Origin of the sequence: Flavobacterium sp. TR2 (assembly GCF_025252405.1) — a bacterium.
Taxonomy (GTDB): domain Bacteria; phylum Bacteroidota; class Bacteroidia; order Flavobacteriales; family Flavobacteriaceae; genus Flavobacterium.
This window is the reverse complement of record NZ_CP104307.1, coordinates 3904977-3927112: the sequence shown is the minus strand read 5'-3', so window position 1 is coordinate 3927112 and position 22136 is coordinate 3904977. Positions and strand designations below refer to the sequence as shown.

The window sequence follows — 22136 nt, the reverse complement described above, 5'->3', positions numbered from 1 at the left end:
TGTTAATGGAAATTGGAAATAAAAATCCAAAGCAGTGTGGCGCTTTGGTGTGGTAATATTAATGGGCGGCTAAAATATTAAAATTATTGGAAATTATTGCAAATTCTTGATTTTGAAATGTGATTAATTCGCTGCGCCGCAGACAGTCAGAAGCAAAGGATGGCAAAAGCATTGTGTTTTTTCCTTACAAGCATTCTTACTTTATCCAAATTTTACTGAAATATCGGATTGGATGCTTAATTGTCTGGATTTAAGACTGCGGCGTAAGTATTTTTTTAATTGGTTGTTGTTTAGTGTGTTACGTTTTTTGTAGGAAAGAAAAGCTTTCATTTTTGCGCTATAGTGAAAGTATAAAGCTTCTTGCCGCCCTTTCGAAATGGTATTTTCGCAGCCAATTAGCAAACAGCTCAATTAATTAAACTTTTATAATCATGACCAATTACCTGAAATCTTTCAGAAAAGAAAAACTGTTACTCTATCTGCTGCTGTACAGTTTATTTTATTCTTACAGATCAGCAGCACAAAACATTTACGAGGAGCCATCAGCGCAATTTTTCAAAACAATTTCATTTGGCGAAAAAATCGACTTTGGATCTATTGATGAGTCTGTGACTTGGACAGTCAGCAGTTCAAAAAATAATGTCTTCGTTACTCTGCGTGGCAATGAAATCAAAAATTACATATTTCAGGAACCTGGAGAGTACGAAATTAATTTTCATGAAACTAAGAAACATGATGGGGAATGTGATCACCAGCAGTTTCCCGAAAAATTTAAGATTAAAGTGGAATCTGTTAAAATATCTTTTGATTTCTCAAAAATTAGTTTCTCAGAAAAAATAGTAAAAGGAAAAAACTATTCGGATCTGATTCTTACTGTTCCGGTAAAAATTGCTGTGAAAGGAAGTTCTGTTGCAAAGCTACCAACTCCTGAAATGTCAATTGTGGGAGTGGGAGTCTCAATGACAGCTGAACCTTTAGATAAGGAAATTGCTTTGAATGGTAAAAATCAGCTACTGAAGTACAGAATTTCGGGAACAGCTGATAAAGATACCTATCTGATGTTTGATTTTTATGATTTCAGCAGACAGGTACAAACTTATAGCCTTCCTCAGATAATAAAATAACGAACCGATGAGTATGATAAAAAACTACTTTAATTTAAATAACGGACTGAATTTGCAAAAGACAATTGCTCTGTTTTTTGTGTTTTTTATATTTAGTCAGGCAGCAGATGCACAATGCGCCACTCCGATTATGGGCTGTTCCAATACGGATTTGTCCAATTTTGGCGCCGCTTCAAACAGCAATGCCGCCACAATTGAGTACGATAACTTTGTTTCGAGCTGGCACACCACTGTGGTAAGAACTTCAGACGGTTCATTCCAGACTTGGGGCGAAACAATTTCTAGTACAGGAACCAACCAGTTATCGCCCATTACCATTAACAAGGCCAATTTTCCAGCTTTATCTGCTGGCGCAGTTCCTTTGAAAGCAGCTCTGGGAAGCAGTTCTTCAGACAATGTGCAAGGGATACTTTTAGCCACAGATGGTCTCTATGCCTGGTCTAAAGTTGGTGCAGTTTTGGACGCGTCGCTTACAAGCAGCGCTGTTTTTCAAAAACTGACCATAGGCGGCAATGCCAATGGACTTCCAAGCGGGGTAGCTCCAGGCGATGTTAAAATGATGTTTGGAACCTTTAAAACGCTTGCTATTACAACCTGCAGTGGAGATGTCTGGGTAATTTCACAAACAGCTGCTGTAAGGGCTAATGGAGCGTCTGGCAATAGTACAACATGGTACAGAGTGAGAACTTCTGAAAATAATAATCCATTTTTGACAGATGTAGTAGCCTGCAGAGGAAATAATGATGCGCTTATGGCATTAAAATCTGATGGGACTGTATATATATGGGGTGTTAATGTGTTTTTAGGAAACAACAGTGCTGCTGCAAATCAAAATTATGCTAGTGCCATGACACTTCCTGCTGGAATTACGCCAAAAATGATTGGGTCAACAGGCACAGGAACATTACAATCTCATTACATTTTAGCTACAAATGGGAGTTTATATGCTCTAGGAAACAATAGCAACAGACAGTTAGGAGATTGGACTTCTGCCACTGAAAGGCTTGCATGGATTCAGCCTAGATATACTTCTGCTTCTGGTCCGTTTATGAATGATATAAAATGGTTCAGCCCTCAAGAGCATGATGCACGCTATGCGGCTATCAACGTGCTTACAAACGCAAATAAAATTTATGCATTTGGAAACAGCAATGGTTCCCTGTTAGGCGTTGGATCAGCGACTTCTAATAATCCGACAATTCCTGGCGGACTTGGTGCTTCTGATAATATTCTGGCAATTGAAACGGGAGGACACACTTCTATGCTTGTAAAGAGTTGTGAAGCTAAGTTCGGATATGTGGGCCATCGAATCAGCGGAAGCATGGGTGATGGAACCAATAACACTACAAATGAAACGAGCTATACTTTTGCAACTGCAGATGTGCAGATCTGTGGTGCAGAATCCAATCCAGCCATCCAGCCAATTTCTACTGGCGGCGGGCCAGATTCAAAATATTGCGTTGATGATCCCGTTATTTTGAATCCGACTCCAGCTGGCGGAACATTAAGCATCATGAGCGGTCCCGGAACATTAGCCGGAAATACTTTAAGTTTTACTGGAGAAGGTACAGTTTCAGTGAAATACTCAGTTACCACTTCATGTGGGGGAACTTCAGTGACAACAAGAAATTTCGATGCGGCACTATGTCCTGCAGATTTAGAGATTACGAAAACTGCAGATAATTTATCGCCAAGTGTAGGAAACAACGTGGTATTTACCATAACAGCTAAAAATAAAGGGCCATACAAAGCTACAGGGATAGCAGTCAGTGATGTGCTTCCTTCAGGATATACTTTTGTTAGTGCAGTACCTTCAATAGGAACGTGGTTAGCACCAAACTGGACAGTTGGCTCTCTTGCTAACGGAGCAAGTGCTTCTTTAACAGTTACGGCAACTGTAAATTCAACAGGATCATATGGCAATACTGCCAGCATTTCAGGGAATAATCCTGATGGGACTAACGGAAATAATTCGGCCACTGCCACACCTTTGGTTCAGTCAAATCTTTCTGTAACCAAATCAGTTAATAATACTTCACCAAATGTTGGAAGCACTGTTACGTTTACAATTACAGCTTCCAATGCGGGACCTAGTGCAGCAACAGGAGTGAAAGTTACAGATGTTCTTCCTTCGGGATATACTTTTGTAAGCGCTTCGCCTTCAGTTGGAACATGGTCTGCGCCAGATTGGACTATTAATAATCTTGCAAACGGTGCCAGTGCTACTCTTACCATGCAGGCTACAGTAAATGCTTCAGGTTCTTATGCCAATACAGCTTCTATATCTGGAGAACAGAATGATCCGACTGGAGGAGATAATTCAGGAACCGTTACACCAGATGTGAAACATTTTCCAATTGCGGTAAAAGACACCTATACGGCTGCAGAAGACAATACGATTCCTTTGACGCCTCTTGCCAACGATACGGATGCGGATGGAGACGCGCTTTCAATCGCTTCTATCAACGGAACGGCGCTTACAGGCGGGGTTCAGACCATTTCGGTTCCAAACGGAACGGTGAATATTTCGGCATCGGGAGCGATCACTTTCACGCCTGCGGCCAATTTTAATTCGACGACGCCAATCAGCTTCCCTTATGTGGTTACTGACGGCAGCCTGACTTCGACAGCCAATATCGAAATCACCGTTACGGCAGTGAATGACGCCCCAATTGCGGTAAAAGACACCTATACGGCTGCAGAAGACAACACGATTCCTTTGACGCCTCTTGCGAACGATACGGATGCTGACGCAGATGCGCTTTCAATCGCTTCCATCAACGGAACGGCGCTTACAGGCGGGGTTCAGACCATTTCGGTTCCAAACGGAACGGTAAATATTTCGGCATCGGGAGCGATCACTTTCACGCCTGCGGCCAATTTTAATTCGACGACGCCGATCAGCTTCCCATACGTTATTACTGACGGCAGCCTGACTTCGACAGCCAATATCGAAATCACCGTAACGGCAGTGAATGATGCTCCAATTGCGGTAAATGACACCTATACGGCTGCAGAAGATAATGCAATTGCCCTGACGCCTCTTGCGAACGATACGGATGCGGATGGAGACGCGCTTTCAATCGCTTCCATCAACGGAACGGCGCTTACAGGCGGGGTTCAGACCATTTCGGTTCCGAACGGAACGGTAAATATTTCGGCATCGGGAGCGATCACTTTCACGCCTGCGGCCAATTTTAATTCGACGACGCCAATCAGCTTCCCTTATGTGGTTACTGACGGCAGCCTGACTTCGACAGCCAATATCGAAATCACCGTAACGGCAGTAAATGACGCCCCAATTGCGGTAAAAGACACCTATACGGCTGCAGAAGATAATGCAATTGCCCTGACGCCTCTTGCGAACGATACGGATGCGGATGGAGACGCGCTTTCAATCGCTTCCATCAACGGAACGGCGCTTACAGGCGGGGTTCAGACCATTTCGGTTCCAAACGGAACGGTAAATATTTCGGCATCGGGAGCGATCACTTTCACGCCTGCGGCCAATTTTAATTCGACGACGCCAATCAGCTTCCCTTATGTGGTTACTGACGGCAGCCTGACTTCGACAGCCAATATCGAAATCACCGTAACGGCAGTGAATGATGCTCCAATTGCGGTAAATGACACCTATACGGCTGCAGAAGATAATGCAATTGCCCTGACGCCTCTTGCGAACGATACGGATGCGGATGGAGACGCGCTTTCAATCGCTTCCATCAACGGAACGGCGCTTACAGGCGGGGTTCAGACCATTTCGGTTCCGAACGGAACGGTAAATATTTCGGCATCGGGAGCGATCACTTTTACGCCTGCGGCTAATTTCAATTCGACGACGCCAATCAGCTTCCCATATGTGATTACTGACGGCAGCTTGACTTCAACAGCCAATATCGAAATCACTGTTACGGCAGTGAATGATGCTCCGATTGCAAATGATGATACAAATAATGCAATCGCATCAACAGCAGGAGCAGTAAGAATCAATGCTTTGACAGGAAGCGATATTGACGGGACAATTGCCAGTTATACAATTCTGAGCTTGCCGACAGACGGTATTTTAACGTTGGCAGGCAACCCGATTACAGTGAATCAGATTTTAACACCAGCAGAAGCGGCAATGGTATTCTATACTCCGAGCGGAACCTTCTCAGGAAATGTAACTTTTGATTTTACGGTTACAGACGATTTAGGATTAAAAGCATTACTGCCAGGAACGATCACTATTCCTGTTGGCAATAATGCTCCTGTCGCAAACGATGATACAAATACGGCAATTCCGTCTAGTGCTGGTGCAACAGCTATTAAAGCTTTATCAGCAACGGATACAGATGGAACAGTTGCAAATTACATTATACTGAGTTTGCCATCAAACGGTACATTAGCTTTAAATGGTTCGCCAGTAGCTGTTGGTCAAATTTTAACACCAACGGAAGCAGGGATGCTGACTTACGATCCAAGCGGTTCTTTTTCAGGAAACGATTCATTTACCTTCACAGCAACAGACAATAGTGGAGCAGTAGATGCAACACCTGCAGTAATTACAATTCCTGTTGAAAAAAGAATAATTGCAGCTATTAAGGATGAAGCAGGACCTATTACAGGTATTAATGAAATAGTTAAAGTTATCAATGTTTTAGACAATGATAAATTAGACAGCAATCCATTAGCGCCTGCTGATGTTGAGCTGAAGGTATTAACTCCAGATCCTGATCAAGTATTGACATTAAAGCCAGACGGAACTGTTGAGTTAGTTCCAAATGCTCCTGCAGGAACGTATACTTTGACTTATGAAATCTGCGAAAAAGCAAATTCTGGGAACTGTGCATCAGCTTCAGTGACAGTTACAGTCGTAGCGCCAACCATGACAATCAAAGCAGAGAGCTACTGTTTTAATAATGCAGCATATGTATCTTATAGTGTAAAAGCAGATAATTTCACGCCTTCTGGTTTACTGACAATCAATTGGGTTGATTCTTCGAACCGCGTTGTAGCGACACAGACAGGAATGCCTTTAAATGGTAATGTATTGTGGCCGGGTACAGCAGTAGATGGGAACAATTTGCCAACCGATTGGCCAGGATGGATATTGGCTAACGGACAATGGATTGAAGGCAATGACGGATTTGAATTGACAAGACCTGCCGTGACAATGCAATTTAGCTTGAATCCTACACAGTCAGTAACTGTAAATTATCCTTCGGCTACATCAGGCTGTACTGCTAAACCTCATTTCGGAATTAATGCAGGAAATGATGACGATTTTACAACTGCCGATGGAATTAATGGCTCATTAGAAGCTATCAATGTTTTAAAGAATGATAAATTAAATGGTCTTCCGGTAAATCCTGTGGATGTTATTCTAACAGCAGACAAGTTCCCGCAAGGAATTACCCTGAATCAGGACGGAACTATTGACGTTGCTCCAGGAACAAAAGGCGGCGATTATATTTTGACATATCAAATCTGTGAGAAAGCAAATCCAGGTAACTGCAGTTCAGCAACTGTCCGCATTTTTGTTGAAAAACCTTCAGTATCTCTTGTTATGAAAGTGAAACTCAACGATGAAAACGGAAACGGAAATGTTGAAGCAGGCGAAACTCTGACTTATACTTTCACAGTTACAAATACAGGAAATGCTACTCTAAATAATGTGCTAATTTCTGATATTCTTCCAGGAATTACGATTACGGGAGGTCCAATATCATTAGGTGTAGGGCAGAGTGATAGCTTGACATTTACTGGAACATATACTTTAACTCAGGCAGATATAAATGCTGGTCACTTAAGCAATCAAGCAACAGTTTCAGGAAGCACGCAGAGTGGCATTGTTGCGACAGACCAGTCTGATTCTGAGAACATAAACGGAGATAATCCGACAGTTATAGAGCTGAATGGCTGTAGCATAAAAATTTATAATGCTGTTTCTTTAAATGGCGATGGTATGAATGAGAGATTCTACATCAAAGGAATTGAGTGCTATCCAGACAATACAGTCCAGATTTACAACAGATGGGGAGTTCTGGTATTTGATAGAGATCATTACAACAATAATGATATTGTATTTAAAGGCTATTCAGAAGGAAGAACAACTGTAAAAGGATCAGAAGGACTGCCTGAAGGAACTTATTATTACATTCTGAAGTATAAAGACAGCGCTTCTAAACCAAAGCAGGAAGCAGGATATCTTTATCTGGCTAAATAATATTTCCATATAAACAAAAATGGCTCGGCCATGTCTGAGCCATTGTTTTAAAAATATATAAATGAAAAAAATAACTTTACTATTATTGTTTTGTTCAGCAGTTGGTTTTGCGCAGCAGGATGCGCAGTACACCCAATATATGCATAACACAATTAGCATTAATCCTGCTTATGCGGGTTCTAGGGGCGTTATGAGTATTTTCGGGCTTTACCGTACCCAATGGGTAGGACTCGATGGAGCTCCTGAAACAAGTACTTTGTCGTTAAATGCGCCAATTAACAGCAGCGGTTTAGGATTGGGCTTCTCTTTGGTTAATGATAAGATCGGCCCCACAAACGAAACTAACTTTTCAGCGGACATTTCCTATTCTATCCAGACATCGGCTGAAGCTAAATTATCTTTTGGTATCAAAGGATCAGCTAATGTTTTCAATCTGGATCCAAACAAGCTGACCATGGAAAACCAAGGCGATCAGCAGTTTTCGAATTTTAAAAATAAGTTTACTCCTAACATTGGAGCAGGGGTTTACTATCATTCTGACAAAGGATATGTAGGCTTGTCAGTTCCGAATTTTATTCAGACAAACCGTTACAATGATAATGATTATGCCATTTACAAAGAACGCATCAATTATTATTTAATAGCTGGATATGTATTTAATCTGGACCGTTACGAAGAGATTAAGTTCAAACCTGCAGCACTTCTTAAAATGGTCGATGGGTCGCCGCTCCAGTTGGATGTTTCCGCAAACTTTTTATTCAACGACAAGTTTGCAGCAGGTTTGTCTTATAGATGGAGTGCAGCTTTAAGTGCCATGGCTGGATTTCAGATCAGTAAAAGTTTGTACGTTGGATATGCTTATGACCATGAAACTACCCAGCTGAGGCATTATAATTCAGGCTCTCACGAGATCTTTCTGCGCTTTGAGTTCATGAAGGGCTATAACCGAATCACATCACCAAGATTTTTCTAATTATGGACTTTAAAAAAATACTGTACACGATTATGCTGTCTTTTTGCTTTTTGAGCGCTACAGCGCAGAAAGCACTATTAGAGAAGGCAGAAAAAGAATATAATAATTATGCCTATGCTGATGCTATAAACATTTATGAAAAGCTGGCAGCAAAAGGAGTTGAAGATGAAAAGATGTTCCAAAGATTAGGAAATGCTTATTATTTTAATGCAGAATTGCCTAAAGCAGCTCTGTGGTACGACAGACTTTTTGCCCTAAACCCAAATCAGGAGCCAGAATACCTATACCGTTATGCACAGTGCCTCAAATCAGCTGCCGATTATGCAAAGGCCGACAAAATTTTGGAGCAGTTCAATAAGAAGAATGCAACGGATAGTAGAGGAATTCTCTTTGAAAACAATAGAAATTATCTGGAACAGATACAGATGAGCTCTGGACGGTTTGAAATTTCTCCTGCGTCGGTAAACTCAGAGAGTTCAGACTTTGGAAGCGCCTTTTTAGGAAATAATCTAGTATTCAGTTCTGCAAGACAGATTGATAGTAAGGACGGAAAAACATTTAAGTGGACCAATAAGAATTTTACCAATTTATATATTGCCCCAATCAATCCTGACGCGAGTACAGGCAGTCCGATTCTGTTAATTAAAGAAATTAATTCTAAGTTTAACGAATCGACTCCTGTATTTACAAAAGACGGAAAGACGATGTATTTTACGAGAAACAATTATCTGGACGGAAAACGAGGTAAGGACGATAAAAATATTACGCTCCTAAAATTGTATAAAGCAAGTTTAATCGATGGGAAATGGACCAATATAGTGGAACTTCCTTTCAATAGCGACAAATATAGCACAGCGCACCCAGCCCTAAGTCTAGATGATAAAAAGCTATATTTTGCATCTGATATGCCGGGGACTCTAGGCCAGTCGGATTTGTTTTGCGTCCTGATCAGACCAGACGGATCATATGGCAAGCCGGAGAACCTCGGCCCTCAGATCAACACAGAGGGCAGAGAAACCTTTCCATTCATTTCAGATGACAATGAACTTTATTTTGCGACTGATGGGCGTCCGGGGCTTGGGGGACTTGATGTAGTGGTTTCAAAAATTCTTGAAAACGGAAGTTTTGACCAAGTTCAAAATATTGGAGAACCAATAAATACAAAGTTTGATGATTTTGCTTTTATTATAAATAGTACTAACCGTAAAGGATATTTCTCTTCAAATAGAAAAGGAAGCATGGGAAGTGATGATATTTACAGTTTTACAGAAACCAGAAAACTCGTTTGCGAGAGAACTCTGATCGGTACTATTTTTGACAGCAAGTCACAAATGCCTATTGAAGGAGCAACGGTTACGCTCCTTGACCAGAACAATCAGGCACTTGAAACAGCAGAAACAGGAAAAGACGGAAACTACAGCTTTAAAGTAAACTGCAGTAAAAAGTATTTTGTGACAGTGGTGCGAAAAATGTATCCTCGAAAAGAGAACGTTATTGCAATTGGCACTGCACTAGACAATAGATTAGATTTTACCCTAGAAAAAGAACAGATTGCAGCTATAGCGATTCCAGAGATAAAGACGGTTAAAGTAGGAACGGATCTTGCTAAAACACTGAACATCTCTATGATTTATTTTGATTTAGGAAAATGGAATATCACAGATCAGGCAGCCATTGAACTGGAAAAAATCTTGGCAGTTATGCAAGAATATCCAAATATGAAAATCGATATACGCTCGCATACTGACAGCCGTTCTTCTGCCCAATCTAATATGGTTTTATCAGACAAAAGAGCAAAATCTATTATGGCATGGTTCAAAACAAAAGGCATTGCCGCTGATCGCCTTAAAGGAAAAGGGTATGGTGAGAGCAGGCTTCTTAACAGATGCAAGGATGGGGTTAAATGTTCGGAGCAGGAGCATCTTAAAAACCGTAGAAGCGAATTTTTGATTTCTTCTATGTAATGGCATCAACGATAATGTAATTTAGGTGTCTGCATCATTATAGAAAAGATAGTACTATTGCAAAAATATGCTCTAAAGAGGGCAGATATAAAAAAAAGCAGGAATCATTTCCTGCTTTTTTTGTTTAAAATCGTATAGAATGAGATTGCAGAGATCTTTTTAATGAATACCTGTATATAATATTGAGACTTATACTTTTTTCAGCTCAGTAGGGGAGCAGCCAAACTGTTTTTTGAAGGCAAATGAAAAATGGGATAGATTCTCAAATCCTATTTCATAATAGACATCAGAGGGCTTCCTGTTTTTTTCAGTTAGCTGATAGTATGCGGCGTCCAATCTTTTCTTAGTAAGCCAACGCTGAGGTGTAAGACTAAAGGCTTTGTAGAAATCGCGTTTAAAGGTAGTTAAGCTTCTGCCGGTTAGATAGCCAAATTTTTCCAAAGGCATATTAAACATAAAATTTTTTTCCATAAAAGCGGCTAAGTCAATCTTGCCTGGCACTGCAAAGTCTGTCAGAATGGAGTCAATATCTGCGTTGATGGTTCTGAGGATCGAAATGGCTTCAGTGATTTTCAATGAAGCTATGTTTTCGGGAAAATTGTCCTGCATTTCAAAATAAGGAATGAGCGAAGCCATACAGCTTGAAAGCAGAGGATGACTTCCAAAGTCTAAGATGTGTGATTTGGAGGTCTTGGGTGCTGAATCTGCATGGCTGTAAAAATCTCTAAGTCTTTGAGTAGACAGATGCATGGCAACTGCCTTGTGCGGTAGACCGTCTTTAGGAATATTGATTATGGTGGCCAGCTGGTTTCGTGGCAGCAGAAAAGTGCTGCCCGCGCCAAATATAAAGCTTTGATCTGTTTGGATGATTTTTGTTTCCCCTGAGATTAGCCACACAAGTAGATGGTCATCAAAGGCAGCCTCTGTTTTAAAGAGTCTGCCTGTATAATTAGAAAGTTTTATTTCCCTTGTGATATAATTTACCTGATAATCCATAATGACTCTATGGTTTAAAGATACCAATTTTAGCTGATATTAAATGTTAGGCCCGTCATTTCTTCACTTAAAGTCCATAATTTTTCTGCATTTGCCTTATCCAGAGAATACGGTTTTATGCCGCCGATTATAGACGTGTCAGAACTTAAATCTGCGATGTCTGCATTTTCACAATATACCCCGCCAATGTTGTCAAGAAGTTTGCTGGTAGCTGCCCATACGGTTGTAGCTGCGCCTTGCTGAATGGTTTTTAAGGATGAGGCAACTTCTTGCAGGATGTTTCCCTGCGCATCACTGAATCCCAGTTTGTGAAATAGATCAGCAGGAGCTTCTCTTGCTAATTCTGTTTCGCCCACAGCTCCCGGACATAAGGCATAGACACGCACGTTATGATGTTCTGCCCTTTTGTCGAGTTCTATTGAAAAAAGGTTTACAGCTGTTTTGGATTGTCCGTATGCCTTTAAAGTCTCATATTCTCTGTTTAGGAAATTGGGGTCTAGGAAATCAAAATCTGAAAATTGATGGCCACTCGAAGAAACATTCACCACTCGGGCTCCCTCCGCTTTTTTGAGTGCTTCCCAAAGTCTGGCTGTAAGCTGAAAGACTGCAAGATAATTGGTTGCAAGCTGCGATTCGTATCCGCGGCGGTCTCTTCTTAAAGGCACCCACATAATTCCTGCATTGTTTATCAGCAAATGCAGTGGTTTGCCTGTAAGGAGAAACTTTTCAGCAAAAGCATCTATGGAGTGGGGGTTCATAAGATCCATTTCTTCAATCGTTACATTAGGTATCCCAACGAGATTTCTTGCGGCTTTTTTTATGTCTCTTGCAGGCACGACAACTTGAGCGCCTGCTTGGCAAAGCGTTTTGACAGTCTGCAGTCCGATCCCTGTATTTCCTCCTGTTACAATAGCGGTTTTTCCCTGAAGATCAATCCCTCTAATTACTTCCTGTGCTGTTGATGAAGCATTAAATCCTGAGCCTATGGCTTTTTGAAGTGCACCATAATAATTACTGTGTTCCATTTTAAATTTGTTTTTTAAATTTTATAATGGACAAAGTTAGCTTATGCCGCCTGTGCTCATTTTGTTTAAACGTCCGAATATATTTTGTTTAAAAGTCCAGATTTGAGCTGTTTGTATATCTTAGTTCTATTTAAAATTAACAGAAAAACATTAGTAAGCTGTAAAAGTCAAATAGTCTAAATTCATATTACCGTTTTCTATGATATGAAGTGTGAGTGTTTGTTGGCCTTTTTTAAGGGTTATGCTTCCTATATTGTCAGAGCTGCTCCAATGGTGCCACTGTCGCCAAGGCACGGGATCGCTATCATCATGTGTAGAAATTATTTTCATCTTTCCAGTGGCGTCCTTTCCATTGGCATCAATAGAGATGGCGCCGTCTCCATTAGCAGTGTAGAGAAGACCTATTTTATACCTGCCTGCTTTTTTTACCTCAACAGTGTATTTGAGCCATTCTGCAGGTTGTGTCCAGCCTACATAAAGCTGTTCTAGTTTTACTGGGATTTTGCTGTAGGAGCTATTGTCGATGCTGTCCGATTTGGTATACGAAATATCAACTCCTTCATTGATTCGGAATTCATTCAGAGGATTTCCATTTACAGGATTTAGTTTTCCGCTTCCATTATTGACACTGTCCAAATCAGAGTAAGCTATACCTTGACCGCCCAGATCATAGAATTCGCATTCTATTTTTCCGGGTATTTCCTGAGCTGCGTATGCATGGGATTCTCTGGCTGTCTGGCTACCTAAAAAAACATAAACGCTTAGCATTAACAGCCCTTTTTTTGGAGCATTTAGTTTTTGATACACAAGGCTTGTGAAGCAGTGGAAACGGTTCTTATTTGCATCTTTGATTTTTTCCATTATAGAATGTCTAGAAGTTGTTTTAATAAGATATTAGCAATCATATCGCTTAGATTCAGAAGGTTAGTTTTACTGAAAAGCTTTTGATATAAAATTAGCATTTTTTTCTTTCGAGAAAACATTGAAATCAATTCAACAGATCTTTCAGATCATGTATCGAGGTAAAAAAGTAAATGTTTTGACTAAACGATAGTCATTTTTAAGTAATAGAACAAACTTGTTTTTTACATTTTCAAAACGATTATTTGTTAAAATTTTTTGCTATATTAGTTGTTGATATTTAGATACTTAGGTGTATGTAGGAGCTTTACATTGTTTAAGTAGTCAAAACGAGCCAATAAATTAATTCAGTGATGCACCCAGATCAAATTTATAAATGGATTTCGTATGAAAAAAATTCTACTTATAATGCTGCTCTGCACAACTTTTGCTTTTGGACAGACAGTCGGTGATTACAGATCGGTAAATTCGGGAGACTGGCAAGCGCTTATCACTTGGGAGTATTATGATGGGAGCCAATGGGTGATACCTTCAGGAAAAGCTCCGCAGGGATATCCTGGTGAGTTTGATGGCACTCATAATGTTCACATTCAATTTAGTAAAAACATTGATATTTCAAGTGCAGGCATTACAACGAAACCTTTCAACCAATTACTCATTGATGGTGCTTTAATCTTAAACGGATCAAATGCCAATCCTTCCTTTGCCATTAATGCCAGCGAAATAATAGTAACCAAAAATCTTCAGCCCAAAGCCCACATTGAATTTATTAATCAGGCAAGTTTAAGGCTTCCTCAAAACAGCAGTCTTCAAGTTGACAAAGTAGGATTAACGGGAAATTGCGTTACAGATCAGGCACTGTTTATTGACTCTATAAAATATGCCATCTGCGATTATATAAATGACGATAGTCCTACAGGGTTAAACTTTTTAGATTTAATGAATACAGGAGGTTCTCTAACAGCGATCCCTACAGCCAATCCTACTGTATTCGTGGGGGAAACCATTTTTTTGAATGGAGAATATACTGGTGCTCCCGGAGATGATCTCAGTTTTCAATGGAGTATAACTGATCCTCTGGGTGATGTTGCTACTGCAAACATTCAAAATTTTTTAATTCCAAATGCATTGCCAGGGGTTTATACACTTAAATTTACCGCTTTTACCATCTACAGAGGACAATTTCGTGATATTGATTACAAACATTCTAAGACTATAGAAGTAACTGTAAGTAGAGGCCAATCACCGGATGCGCCAACAGCGATTGCAGGAACAGGTGCCACTTGTAGTGAAATAACCGCCAATTGGGAGGCTTCAGCCAGTGCGACAAAATATTATCTGGATGTGGCTACAGACATTAATTTCACCAATTTTGTAGCGGGTTATGATAATTTGGATGTTGGAAATGTGTTATCAAAAAAAGTTACGGGCCTTACGAATGGAACCACTTATTATTATCGTGTTTATGCCCAAAACGACAATGTTTTAAGTCCAAGATCGAACACTATAAATTATGCTACATTAACAACTCCCAACGGGTTATCTGCAACAGTTACAGCTCAGCCTACTTGCAGCGTGCCTACAGGAACTGTGACTTTAAACTCTTCTTACTTGGGAGATAGCCGTTATGAATACAATGCAGACGGCGGAGCGTATCAAAGCTCTAATGTGTTTACGGGATTGAAACCGGGAAATCATGTATTTACTGTTCGGTTTTTAGGTCAGGAGTCATGTGTTTCAGATCCGGCAACGGCTACTATAAACGAATCTCTCCAAATACCAATTGCAGATGCAGGAACTGATTTTACAAAAACGTGCAATTCTAACCCTTCAGGGAAACAGATTGGGGCAGTTCCAGTTGACGGAGTAACGTATAGCTGGAGTCCAACATTAGGTCTATCTGATGCTACAGTTGCTAATCCAATTGCTAACCCGACAGCTACAACCACTTATACTCTGACAGCTACTCAAATTGTTGGAGGATGTACGGCTACAGATACTGTTGTAGCTACCGTTGCCATTACTCCTCCAAATGCTATTGCTGGAAATGATTTTACAAAAAGCTGCACTTCCTTCGCAAATGGAAATAAAATTGGTTCTGCCTCAGAACTTGGAATTAGTTATAGTTGGACTCCAAGCGCGGGATTATCCGACAGTACCATTTCAGACCCAATTGCCAATCCTGACATCACCACAACTTATACGTTGACGGCAGTAAACACAGCAACAGGATGTGCTGTAACCGATGCTGTTTTGGTAACCGTAAATACTGAAAAACCTATTGCCAATGCTGGCATTGATTTTACTAAAACCTGTTCGGCGAACCAAAATGGAAAAGCTATTGGAGAACAAGCCATGCCCGACACGCAATATGTATGGAGCCCAGTAACAGGACTTTCAGCTGCTGATATAGCCAACCCAATAGCCAATCCGTCAGTTACCACTGTTTACACATTAGAAGCCATCAATATGACAAATGGCTGTAAAGCTACCGACACCGTTTTGGTAACGGTAGATCTAACAGCGCCTATTGCAAATGCAGGAACGCCTTTTGCCAAAACCTGTACGCAATTTAGCAGCGGTAAAGAAATTGGTTCACAGCCAGAACCCGAAACAGTTTATAGTTGGAGTCCGTCTGAGGGGTTATCAAGCACAACAATATCCAATCCTATAGCAAATCCTGCTGCTACCACAACTTATACGGTAAAAGCAACAAATAGCAGAACTGGCTGTATTGCTACGGATGATGTTACGGTAAGCGTATATTCGGCAATTCCAATTGCAGATGCAGGAACTGATTTTACCAAATCGTGTATTGCCAATAGTTCTGGGAGAATTATCGGGACTGATGCCTTAGCGGGAACTGTCTATAGCTGGAGTCCATTGGCAGGTTTATCAAATGCTAATATTTCTAGCCCAATAGCCAATCCGACAGAAACGACTCTTTACACGCTTACTGCAACCAATTTGGAAAGCGGCTGTACGGCTACAGACCAAGTAATTGTAACCGTCGATACCGCAGCACCTGAAGCAAACGCTGGTTTAGATTTTACAAAATCCTGTACGATAAACCCAACAGGAGCTTTAATTGGAGCTGCGCCAATAACTGGAGTGCTATATAATTGGAGTCCTTCGACAGGTCTATCTGATCCAACAATTTCAAATCCGACAGCAAATCCTAATGTGTCAACCATTTATACACTTACCACGACATCTACAATCAATGGCTGTACAAATTCAGATACTGTTTTAGTTACAGTCGATACAGATAATCCTATTGCAGATGCAGGAATTGATTTTACCAAAACCTGCACGTCCAATGTTTCTGGCAAAACTATAGGAGTTTCTCCTGTGGTAGGAAACACCTACAGTTGGAGTCCGGTGGCAGGGTTATCGAGTGCTAGTATTTCCAATCCAATAGCCAATCCGACTGCAACTACAGTTTATACTTTAACAGTAACAGGAATCAATGGATGCTCGGCGACTGACGAAATTGTGGTAACAGTCAACAACACCTCTCAAAGTTCAGGAGCTGCAGGAATTGACAAAACTATAAATTGCAATGTCCTGACGGCTAGTATTGGTTCTATTGCCGAAGCAGAAACTGCTTATAGCTGGAGTCCATCCACTGGATTATCGGATGCGTCAATCTCCAGCCCAATTGCATCTCCAACAGTAACCACTACATATACACTTACGGCAACCAATACTGTAAGCGGCTGCGAAACTAAGGATAGTGTGACGGTAACCGTTGACAATGAATTGCCTGCTACTCCGATACCTGTAATTGGATACCAGCCCAGCTGTATGATCCCTTCAGGAAAAATAATTTTAAACGGTCTGCCTTTGGGAAATTGGACAGTAACCGTTTACCGAAATAACTTAAGATTCTTATCTATACCGGGTTCAGGAAGCAGCATTTCCATGAGCAATTTTAGTCCTGCAACGTATTATTTTACAGTAACCGTGACAGAAACTGGATGTATTTCTGCCGCTACTGCTGATGTGGTAATCACACCTCAACCGCCTACACCATCTGTACCCGCAATTGGTGCTATCACTCAGCCTACTTGCGCTACTGGAGGATCTGTCGTTTTGAATGATTTACCCGCAACAGGAACTTGGACTTTACGGCAAAGCGGAACAAGCGATAACCAAATAACAGGATCGGGGAGCAGCACAACAGTTTCTGGATTGTTGCCTGGAACCTATCAATTTAAAGTGGTTTCAGATGCAGGCTGCGTTTCGGCCACGACGGCTGATGTGGTTATGAATGCTATTTCTTCGGGAGCTACGTTGGGCACAGTAATTCATCCAACCTGTACAGTTTCAACTGGAAGCGTCACTATCAACAATTTGCCAGCAACTGGATGGACCATTACCCAAACGGGACCAATTAACGCCACAATAACAGAACCATCGCCAAGTCCCACTACTTACATTGCATCAGCATTAACGGCAGGAGTCTATAATTTTGTATTGGACAGCGGCACAATATGTTTAGCGCAAGATGGCAATGTTACAATCAATGCTCAACCGTCGACACCATTGGCGCCAACGGCAACGATTACATCAAATCCTTCTTGTAGTGATAGTGAAACATCTATTTTAATTAGCAATCTGCCTTCAGGAAATTGGTCGCTTAATGTGTTTGACAGCACTTCGTCATTAATAGAAACGATTACGGGAACAGGAACAAGTTATAGCATAGTTGGCACATTCGTACCGGGCAATTATACTCTTGGTGTTACCAATGAACAGGGGTGTAATTCGGAAGCAAGTACTTCATTTACCATTATCGCGCAGCCATTGCCACTGGCTACACCTGCTATCGGCACAATAACACAACCCATTTGCGGTACTCCAACGGGAAGCGTTGTTATAAATGGATTGCCTGCATCAGGAACTTGGACACTCAATCAAAGTGGTACGGCTAATGCTTCATATTCAGGTTCAGGAACTTCTTTTACTGTTTCATCTTTGGCAGAAGGATCTTATAGTTTTACTGTTTCCGGAATTTCTGGCACTTGCAGTTCAGAAGCTTCTGTAACGGTAGCCATTGAGAAAGCTAAGATAGTGCCAGCAGCTCCGACAATCGTAAAAGTCACACAGTCAACCTGTAATTCCAATAGCGGAAGCATTGAATTGAGCGATTTGCCTTCGGGTTCTTGGACTATTTATGCCACGCCTTCCATTGGAGACGGAACGGGATTAAGCGGTTCGGGAACAACGGCGATTTTAACTGGAGTTCTTGTGGGAACCTATACCATTACGGTAAAAAACGATGATGATTGTCTGTCTGCATCTTCATTGCCAGTTACACTCAATCCGCAACCTATTTCTCCAGCAATTCCATTGTTAAGCATTCCTATACAGCCAACTTGTACAGTAGCCACAGGAAGTTTTACCATTACAAATTATGATTCCAGCAGCATTTATGTGGTGAGCCCAAATAGCGGAGTAACAATTTCTGGCAATACCATAACTGCTCCAAGAGGAAATTACACAGTTACAGCTACTCTGGCGGATTGCACTTCGAACGCATCGGCCGTTGCAGTCATAAACAAACAGCCTGAAACACCAAGCGCTCCAGTAATTGTCAGGGTAACACAGCCTACTTGTGAATCCAATATTAGCAGTATCGAATTAAGCGGTTTGCCAGTTGGTTCATGGACACTTTTTGCATCGCCCGCAATTGGGAACGGAACAGGACTAAACGGTTCTGGTACTACAGCAATTCTTACAGGCGCTCTTGCAGGCACATATACCCTTACGGTAAAAAAATCTGATGGCTGTAGCTCTTCTTCTTCTTTACCGTTTACTTTAAATGATCAACCGACAACTCCAGAAGTTCCTGTGTTAAGTGTTCCTATTCAGCCTAGCTGTACAGTGGCTACAGGAAGCTTCACCATTACCAATTACAATTCAAATTATACTTATGCTATACATCCGAATACTGGAGTTACACTCTCAGGAAATAATGTTACGGCCCCAAAAGGCAATTACACTGTGACAGCGACATTAGGAAACTGTACTTCAGGAATATCAGCTGAGGTCGAGATTTTGGAACAGCCCATGACTCCGTCTCCTCCAATTATAGGGAACATAGTCCATCCAAATTGTGATTCAAATAGAGGAAGTGTAGAAGTGAGCGGTTTGCCTTCTGGGGCATGGACACTCTACGCTTCTCCCGAAATAGTAGTTGGAAACCCAGGACAGGAAGGGGTAGGGCCAACTGCATTTTTCAGCAGTATGCCTCCGGGAAGCTATACATTAACAGTAAAAAATTCAGAAGGATGCATTTCTGAAAAATCCATTCTTTTTACTATTAATTCTCAACCCGTTACCCCTGACAAACCTGTGCTAAGCTCAGTTGCGCAGCCAACCTGTACAGTAAGCACGGGAAATTTTAGCATAACAAATTATGATGCAGATAACAGCTATACTGTTGTTCCAAACACAGGAGTTGTCATTTCTGGAAACCTAATCACGGCACCAGCTGGAAATTATACTGTATCTGCTACGCTGGGAAATTGCAGTTCAGTCCCGTCAGAAATGGTTACAATCAATTCGCAGCCAATTATGCCGACTCCTCCCATAATTGATTTTGTGACCCAAGCAACCTGCGAATCTAATTCAGGCAGTGTCGGCCTAAGCGGATTACCCACTGGAAGCTGGACTCTAACATCTTCAGGAGGCAGAACTTTGACGGGCATGGGAACAACAGCAATTTTAAGTGGAAATACTGTTCCAGGCACTTATACAATTACCGTTACTAACGCTGACGGCTGTATTTCAATGCCATCATCTCAAGTTGTTTTATATGCACAACCGAGCGTTCCAAATGCTCCTACAGTTGGTTCTATAATACAGCCAGACTGTATTGTAAACACGGGTACTGTTGTTATAAGCATTCCTGCTGAAGGAACTGGTTTTGAATACAATATTGACGGAGGTTTGTATCAGGCTTCGGCAACTTTTTCTAATATTCCCTCAGGAACCCATCAATTCAGCTGTCGTTCCATTACCGTGGGTTCCTGTATTTCAGATCCAACACTTGTGGAAATTAAAAAGCCATTATTTGTAAATCCCCCAATCATAAAAAACATTATTCAGCCTACTTGCAGCACAAACGGAAGCATTTTGTTAGAAGGACTTCCTGCTGGCAGCTGGACACTTTACCAAAGCGGCACTTCAACCGAAACAATACTGGGTTCGGGAAGCACTGCTACAATTTCAAATCTCAAAATAGGAACCTACAGCTATAGGGTTTTTGACGGAAGCTGTTTATCTAAAGCTACGCCCAATGTACTTTTAAAACCATTAGAATCTACAGCTTGGACAGGAGCAAAATGGACAAACGGTCTGCCTAGCATAGACAAGTACATTTATATGAAGGGTAATTATACTTTCAGCATTGATACGGAAATGTGCAAATGTCAGGCAATTACGGGTTTTATCGATGTCTCTGAAGGCATTACAATGGCATTGGCCAATGAACTTGAAGTATTGGACGGAGCAACCTTTAGTTTTGCCAACACATCTAGTTTAATTCAGAAAAATGAAGTGGCTAATATTGGAAAAATTATTTACAGCCGATTTACAACTCCTGTATTGCAATCCGATTATGTCTATTGGTCCTCCCCAGTAGAATCTCAGCAGCTGGGAATAGCATCTCCTAATACTCCTTCTGATAAATTTTTCTCATTTGATGCTAACGCTAATAATTGGAAAGAGGAAAAACCGACGGAACATATGAAAATTTCTAAAGGATACAGCATTGGCAGTCCGACAGGTTTTAATAAAGAAAACATTTATAGTTATCCAATCCATTTTAGAGGTATTCCGAACAACGGAACCATAACGACTGAAGGGATAGAGGCAGGTAAATCATATCTCATCGGAAACCCATATCCATCAGCGGTCAATGCCGATCAGTTTTTGGAAACCAATAGAACTGTTCTAAACGGAACCCTTTATTTTTGGTCTCACAACCCGCAAAGCGCAACTTTGCCAAACGCCTCCAATGACTATGCTTCTTACAATGCCACAGGAGGTGTTGGAATTGGCCCCAAAGATCCCGTTACCCATATTAATAATACGATTCCTAAGGGATTTATTACAGCGGGGCAATCCTTTTTTATTCAAGGAAAAGAAGGTGTTTTTGGAACCAATGCCAAGTTTGATAATACGATGCGAATTGGTGGCAACAATTCTCAATTTTTTAAATTCAATACCACAAAAAAAATCTCTGACCCAGTAGAAAAAAATAGAGTTTGGCTAAATGTTTACAATAATCAAGGGGCATTCAAACAAACTCTTGTTGGCTATATCACAGGGGCTACCAATGAATTTGACAGCACTTTTGACGGAGTTGTTTTTAATGGAAATAAATACATCGATTTTTACAGCATCAACCAGAGTAAAAATTTTGCCATACAGGGAAGAGCCCTGCCTTTTGACGTAAATGATACAGTGCTATTAGGCTTTAGCACAACAATCGGAGGCATCTTTGAAATTAGCATTGAACAAACAGAAGGATTGCTTGCCAATCAGGATATTTATTTGGAAGATAAAGAAGCCTTTGTTTTTTTCAATCTAAAAAAATCCCCATATCGATTTAATACTTCAAAAGGGACTTTCGATGACCGATTTGTATTGCATTATAAAAATGAAACCCCAAGTCAGGAAAAATTAGATCATCCTGTCATTGTTTCTATAAAAGATGGAATCATAAAAGTCAATTCTTTTTTTGAAGTGATTGATAAGCTCGAGATTTATGATATTTTGGGAAGGCTTATATACAAAAAGGAAAATGTAAATATCAGCGAATATTATATTATGGATTTCCATTCCAGCGATCAGCAATTGATTGTAAAAACGTTTCTAATGAATAAGGATATTGTTTCAACTAAAGTTATCTACACTTCGTACGGCTATTAGAGCAAGTCAAAAAATAATTTATAAATCTGGTTTTATACTTTT

8 protein-coding genes are annotated in these 22136 nt (G+C 40.8%); 5 read left to right on the top strand and 3 right to left on the bottom strand.

The window, feature by feature from the left end:
- Nucleotides 1-431: 431 nt before the first annotated feature.
- The 4 genes from N4T20_RS17110 (at nt 432) to N4T20_RS17095 (ending at nt 10269) form a co-directional block, all read left to right on the top strand.
- Entirely contained in the window at nt 432-1124 is a 693-nt protein-coding gene (locus N4T20_RS17110) for a hypothetical protein (protein ID WP_260670333.1), read from the top strand.
- A 7-nt stretch (nt 1125-1131) separates the two neighbouring features.
- Nucleotides 1132-7332, top strand: a complete 6201-nt coding sequence (locus N4T20_RS17105) for an Ig-like domain-containing protein (RefSeq protein ID WP_260670332.1) — start codon at nt 1132-1134, stop codon at nt 7330-7332.
- A 61-nt stretch (nt 7333-7393) separates the two neighbouring features.
- Nucleotides 7394-8305, top strand: coding sequence for a type IX secretion system membrane protein PorP/SprF (locus N4T20_RS17100; protein ID WP_260670331.1), 912 nt, complete (start codon nt 7394-7396; stop codon nt 8303-8305).
- Nucleotides 8306-8307: 2 nt separating this feature from the next.
- Nucleotides 8308-10269, top strand: a complete 1962-nt coding sequence (locus N4T20_RS17095) for an OmpA family protein (RefSeq protein ID WP_260670330.1) — start codon at nt 8308-8310, stop codon at nt 10267-10269.
- A gap of 189 nt (nt 10270-10458) precedes the next feature.
- Here N4T20_RS17095 and N4T20_RS17090 read toward each other — a convergent pair whose 3' ends face one another.
- The 3 genes from N4T20_RS17090 to N4T20_RS17080 form a co-directional block, all read right to left on the bottom strand.
- Nucleotides 10459-11265 (bottom strand): helix-turn-helix domain-containing protein, encoded by an 807-nt coding sequence (locus N4T20_RS17090; RefSeq protein WP_260670329.1) that lies wholly within the window; start codon nt 11263-11265, stop codon nt 10459-10461.
- A 29-nt stretch (nt 11266-11294) separates the two neighbouring features.
- Complete coding sequence (locus N4T20_RS17085) at nt 11295-12290, bottom strand: SDR family NAD(P)-dependent oxidoreductase (protein WP_260670328.1); 996 nt, start codon at nt 12288-12290, stop codon at nt 11295-11297.
- A 150-nt stretch (nt 12291-12440) separates the two neighbouring features.
- Nucleotides 12441-13151 (bottom strand): hypothetical protein, encoded by a 711-nt coding sequence (locus N4T20_RS17080; RefSeq protein WP_260670327.1) that lies wholly within the window; start codon nt 13149-13151, stop codon nt 12441-12443.
- Nucleotides 13152-13538: 387 nt separating this feature from the next.
- On the opposite strand from N4T20_RS17080, the gene N4T20_RS17075 reads away from it, so the two are divergent.
- The gene (locus N4T20_RS17075; RefSeq protein ID WP_260670326.1) at nt 13539-22094 is read left to right on the top strand and encodes a T9SS sorting signal type C domain-containing protein; all 8556 of its coding nucleotides are present in this window, start codon (nt 13539-13541) and stop codon (nt 22092-22094) included.
- Nucleotides 22095-22136 lie beyond the last annotated feature (42 nt).

Bases quoted from the DNA above. Each gene is read 5' to 3' on its own strand.
- N4T20_RS17085 (WP_260670328.1), bottom strand. From the start codon at position 12,290: ATGGAACACAGTAATTATTATGGTGCACTTCAAAAAGCCATAGGCTCA.
- N4T20_RS17110 (WP_260670333.1), top strand. From the start codon at position 432: ATGACCAATTACCTGAAATCTTTCAGAAAAGAAAAACTGTTACTCTAT.
- N4T20_RS17080 (WP_260670327.1), bottom strand. From the start codon at position 13,151: ATGGAAAAAATCAAAGATGCAAATAAGAACCGTTTCCACTGCTTCACA.
- N4T20_RS17090 (WP_260670329.1), bottom strand. From the start codon at position 11,265: ATGGATTATCAGGTAAATTATATCACAAGGGAAATAAAACTTTCTAAT.
- N4T20_RS17095 (WP_260670330.1), top strand. From the start codon at position 8,308: ATGGACTTTAAAAAAATACTGTACACGATTATGCTGTCTTTTTGCTTT.
- N4T20_RS17075 (WP_260670326.1), top strand. From the start codon at position 13,539: ATGAAAAAAATTCTACTTATAATGCTGCTCTGCACAACTTTTGCTTTT.
- N4T20_RS17105 (WP_260670332.1), top strand. From the start codon at position 1,132: ATGAGTATGATAAAAAACTACTTTAATTTAAATAACGGACTGAATTTG.
- N4T20_RS17100 (WP_260670331.1), top strand. From the start codon at position 7,394: ATGAAAAAAATAACTTTACTATTATTGTTTTGTTCAGCAGTTGGTTTT.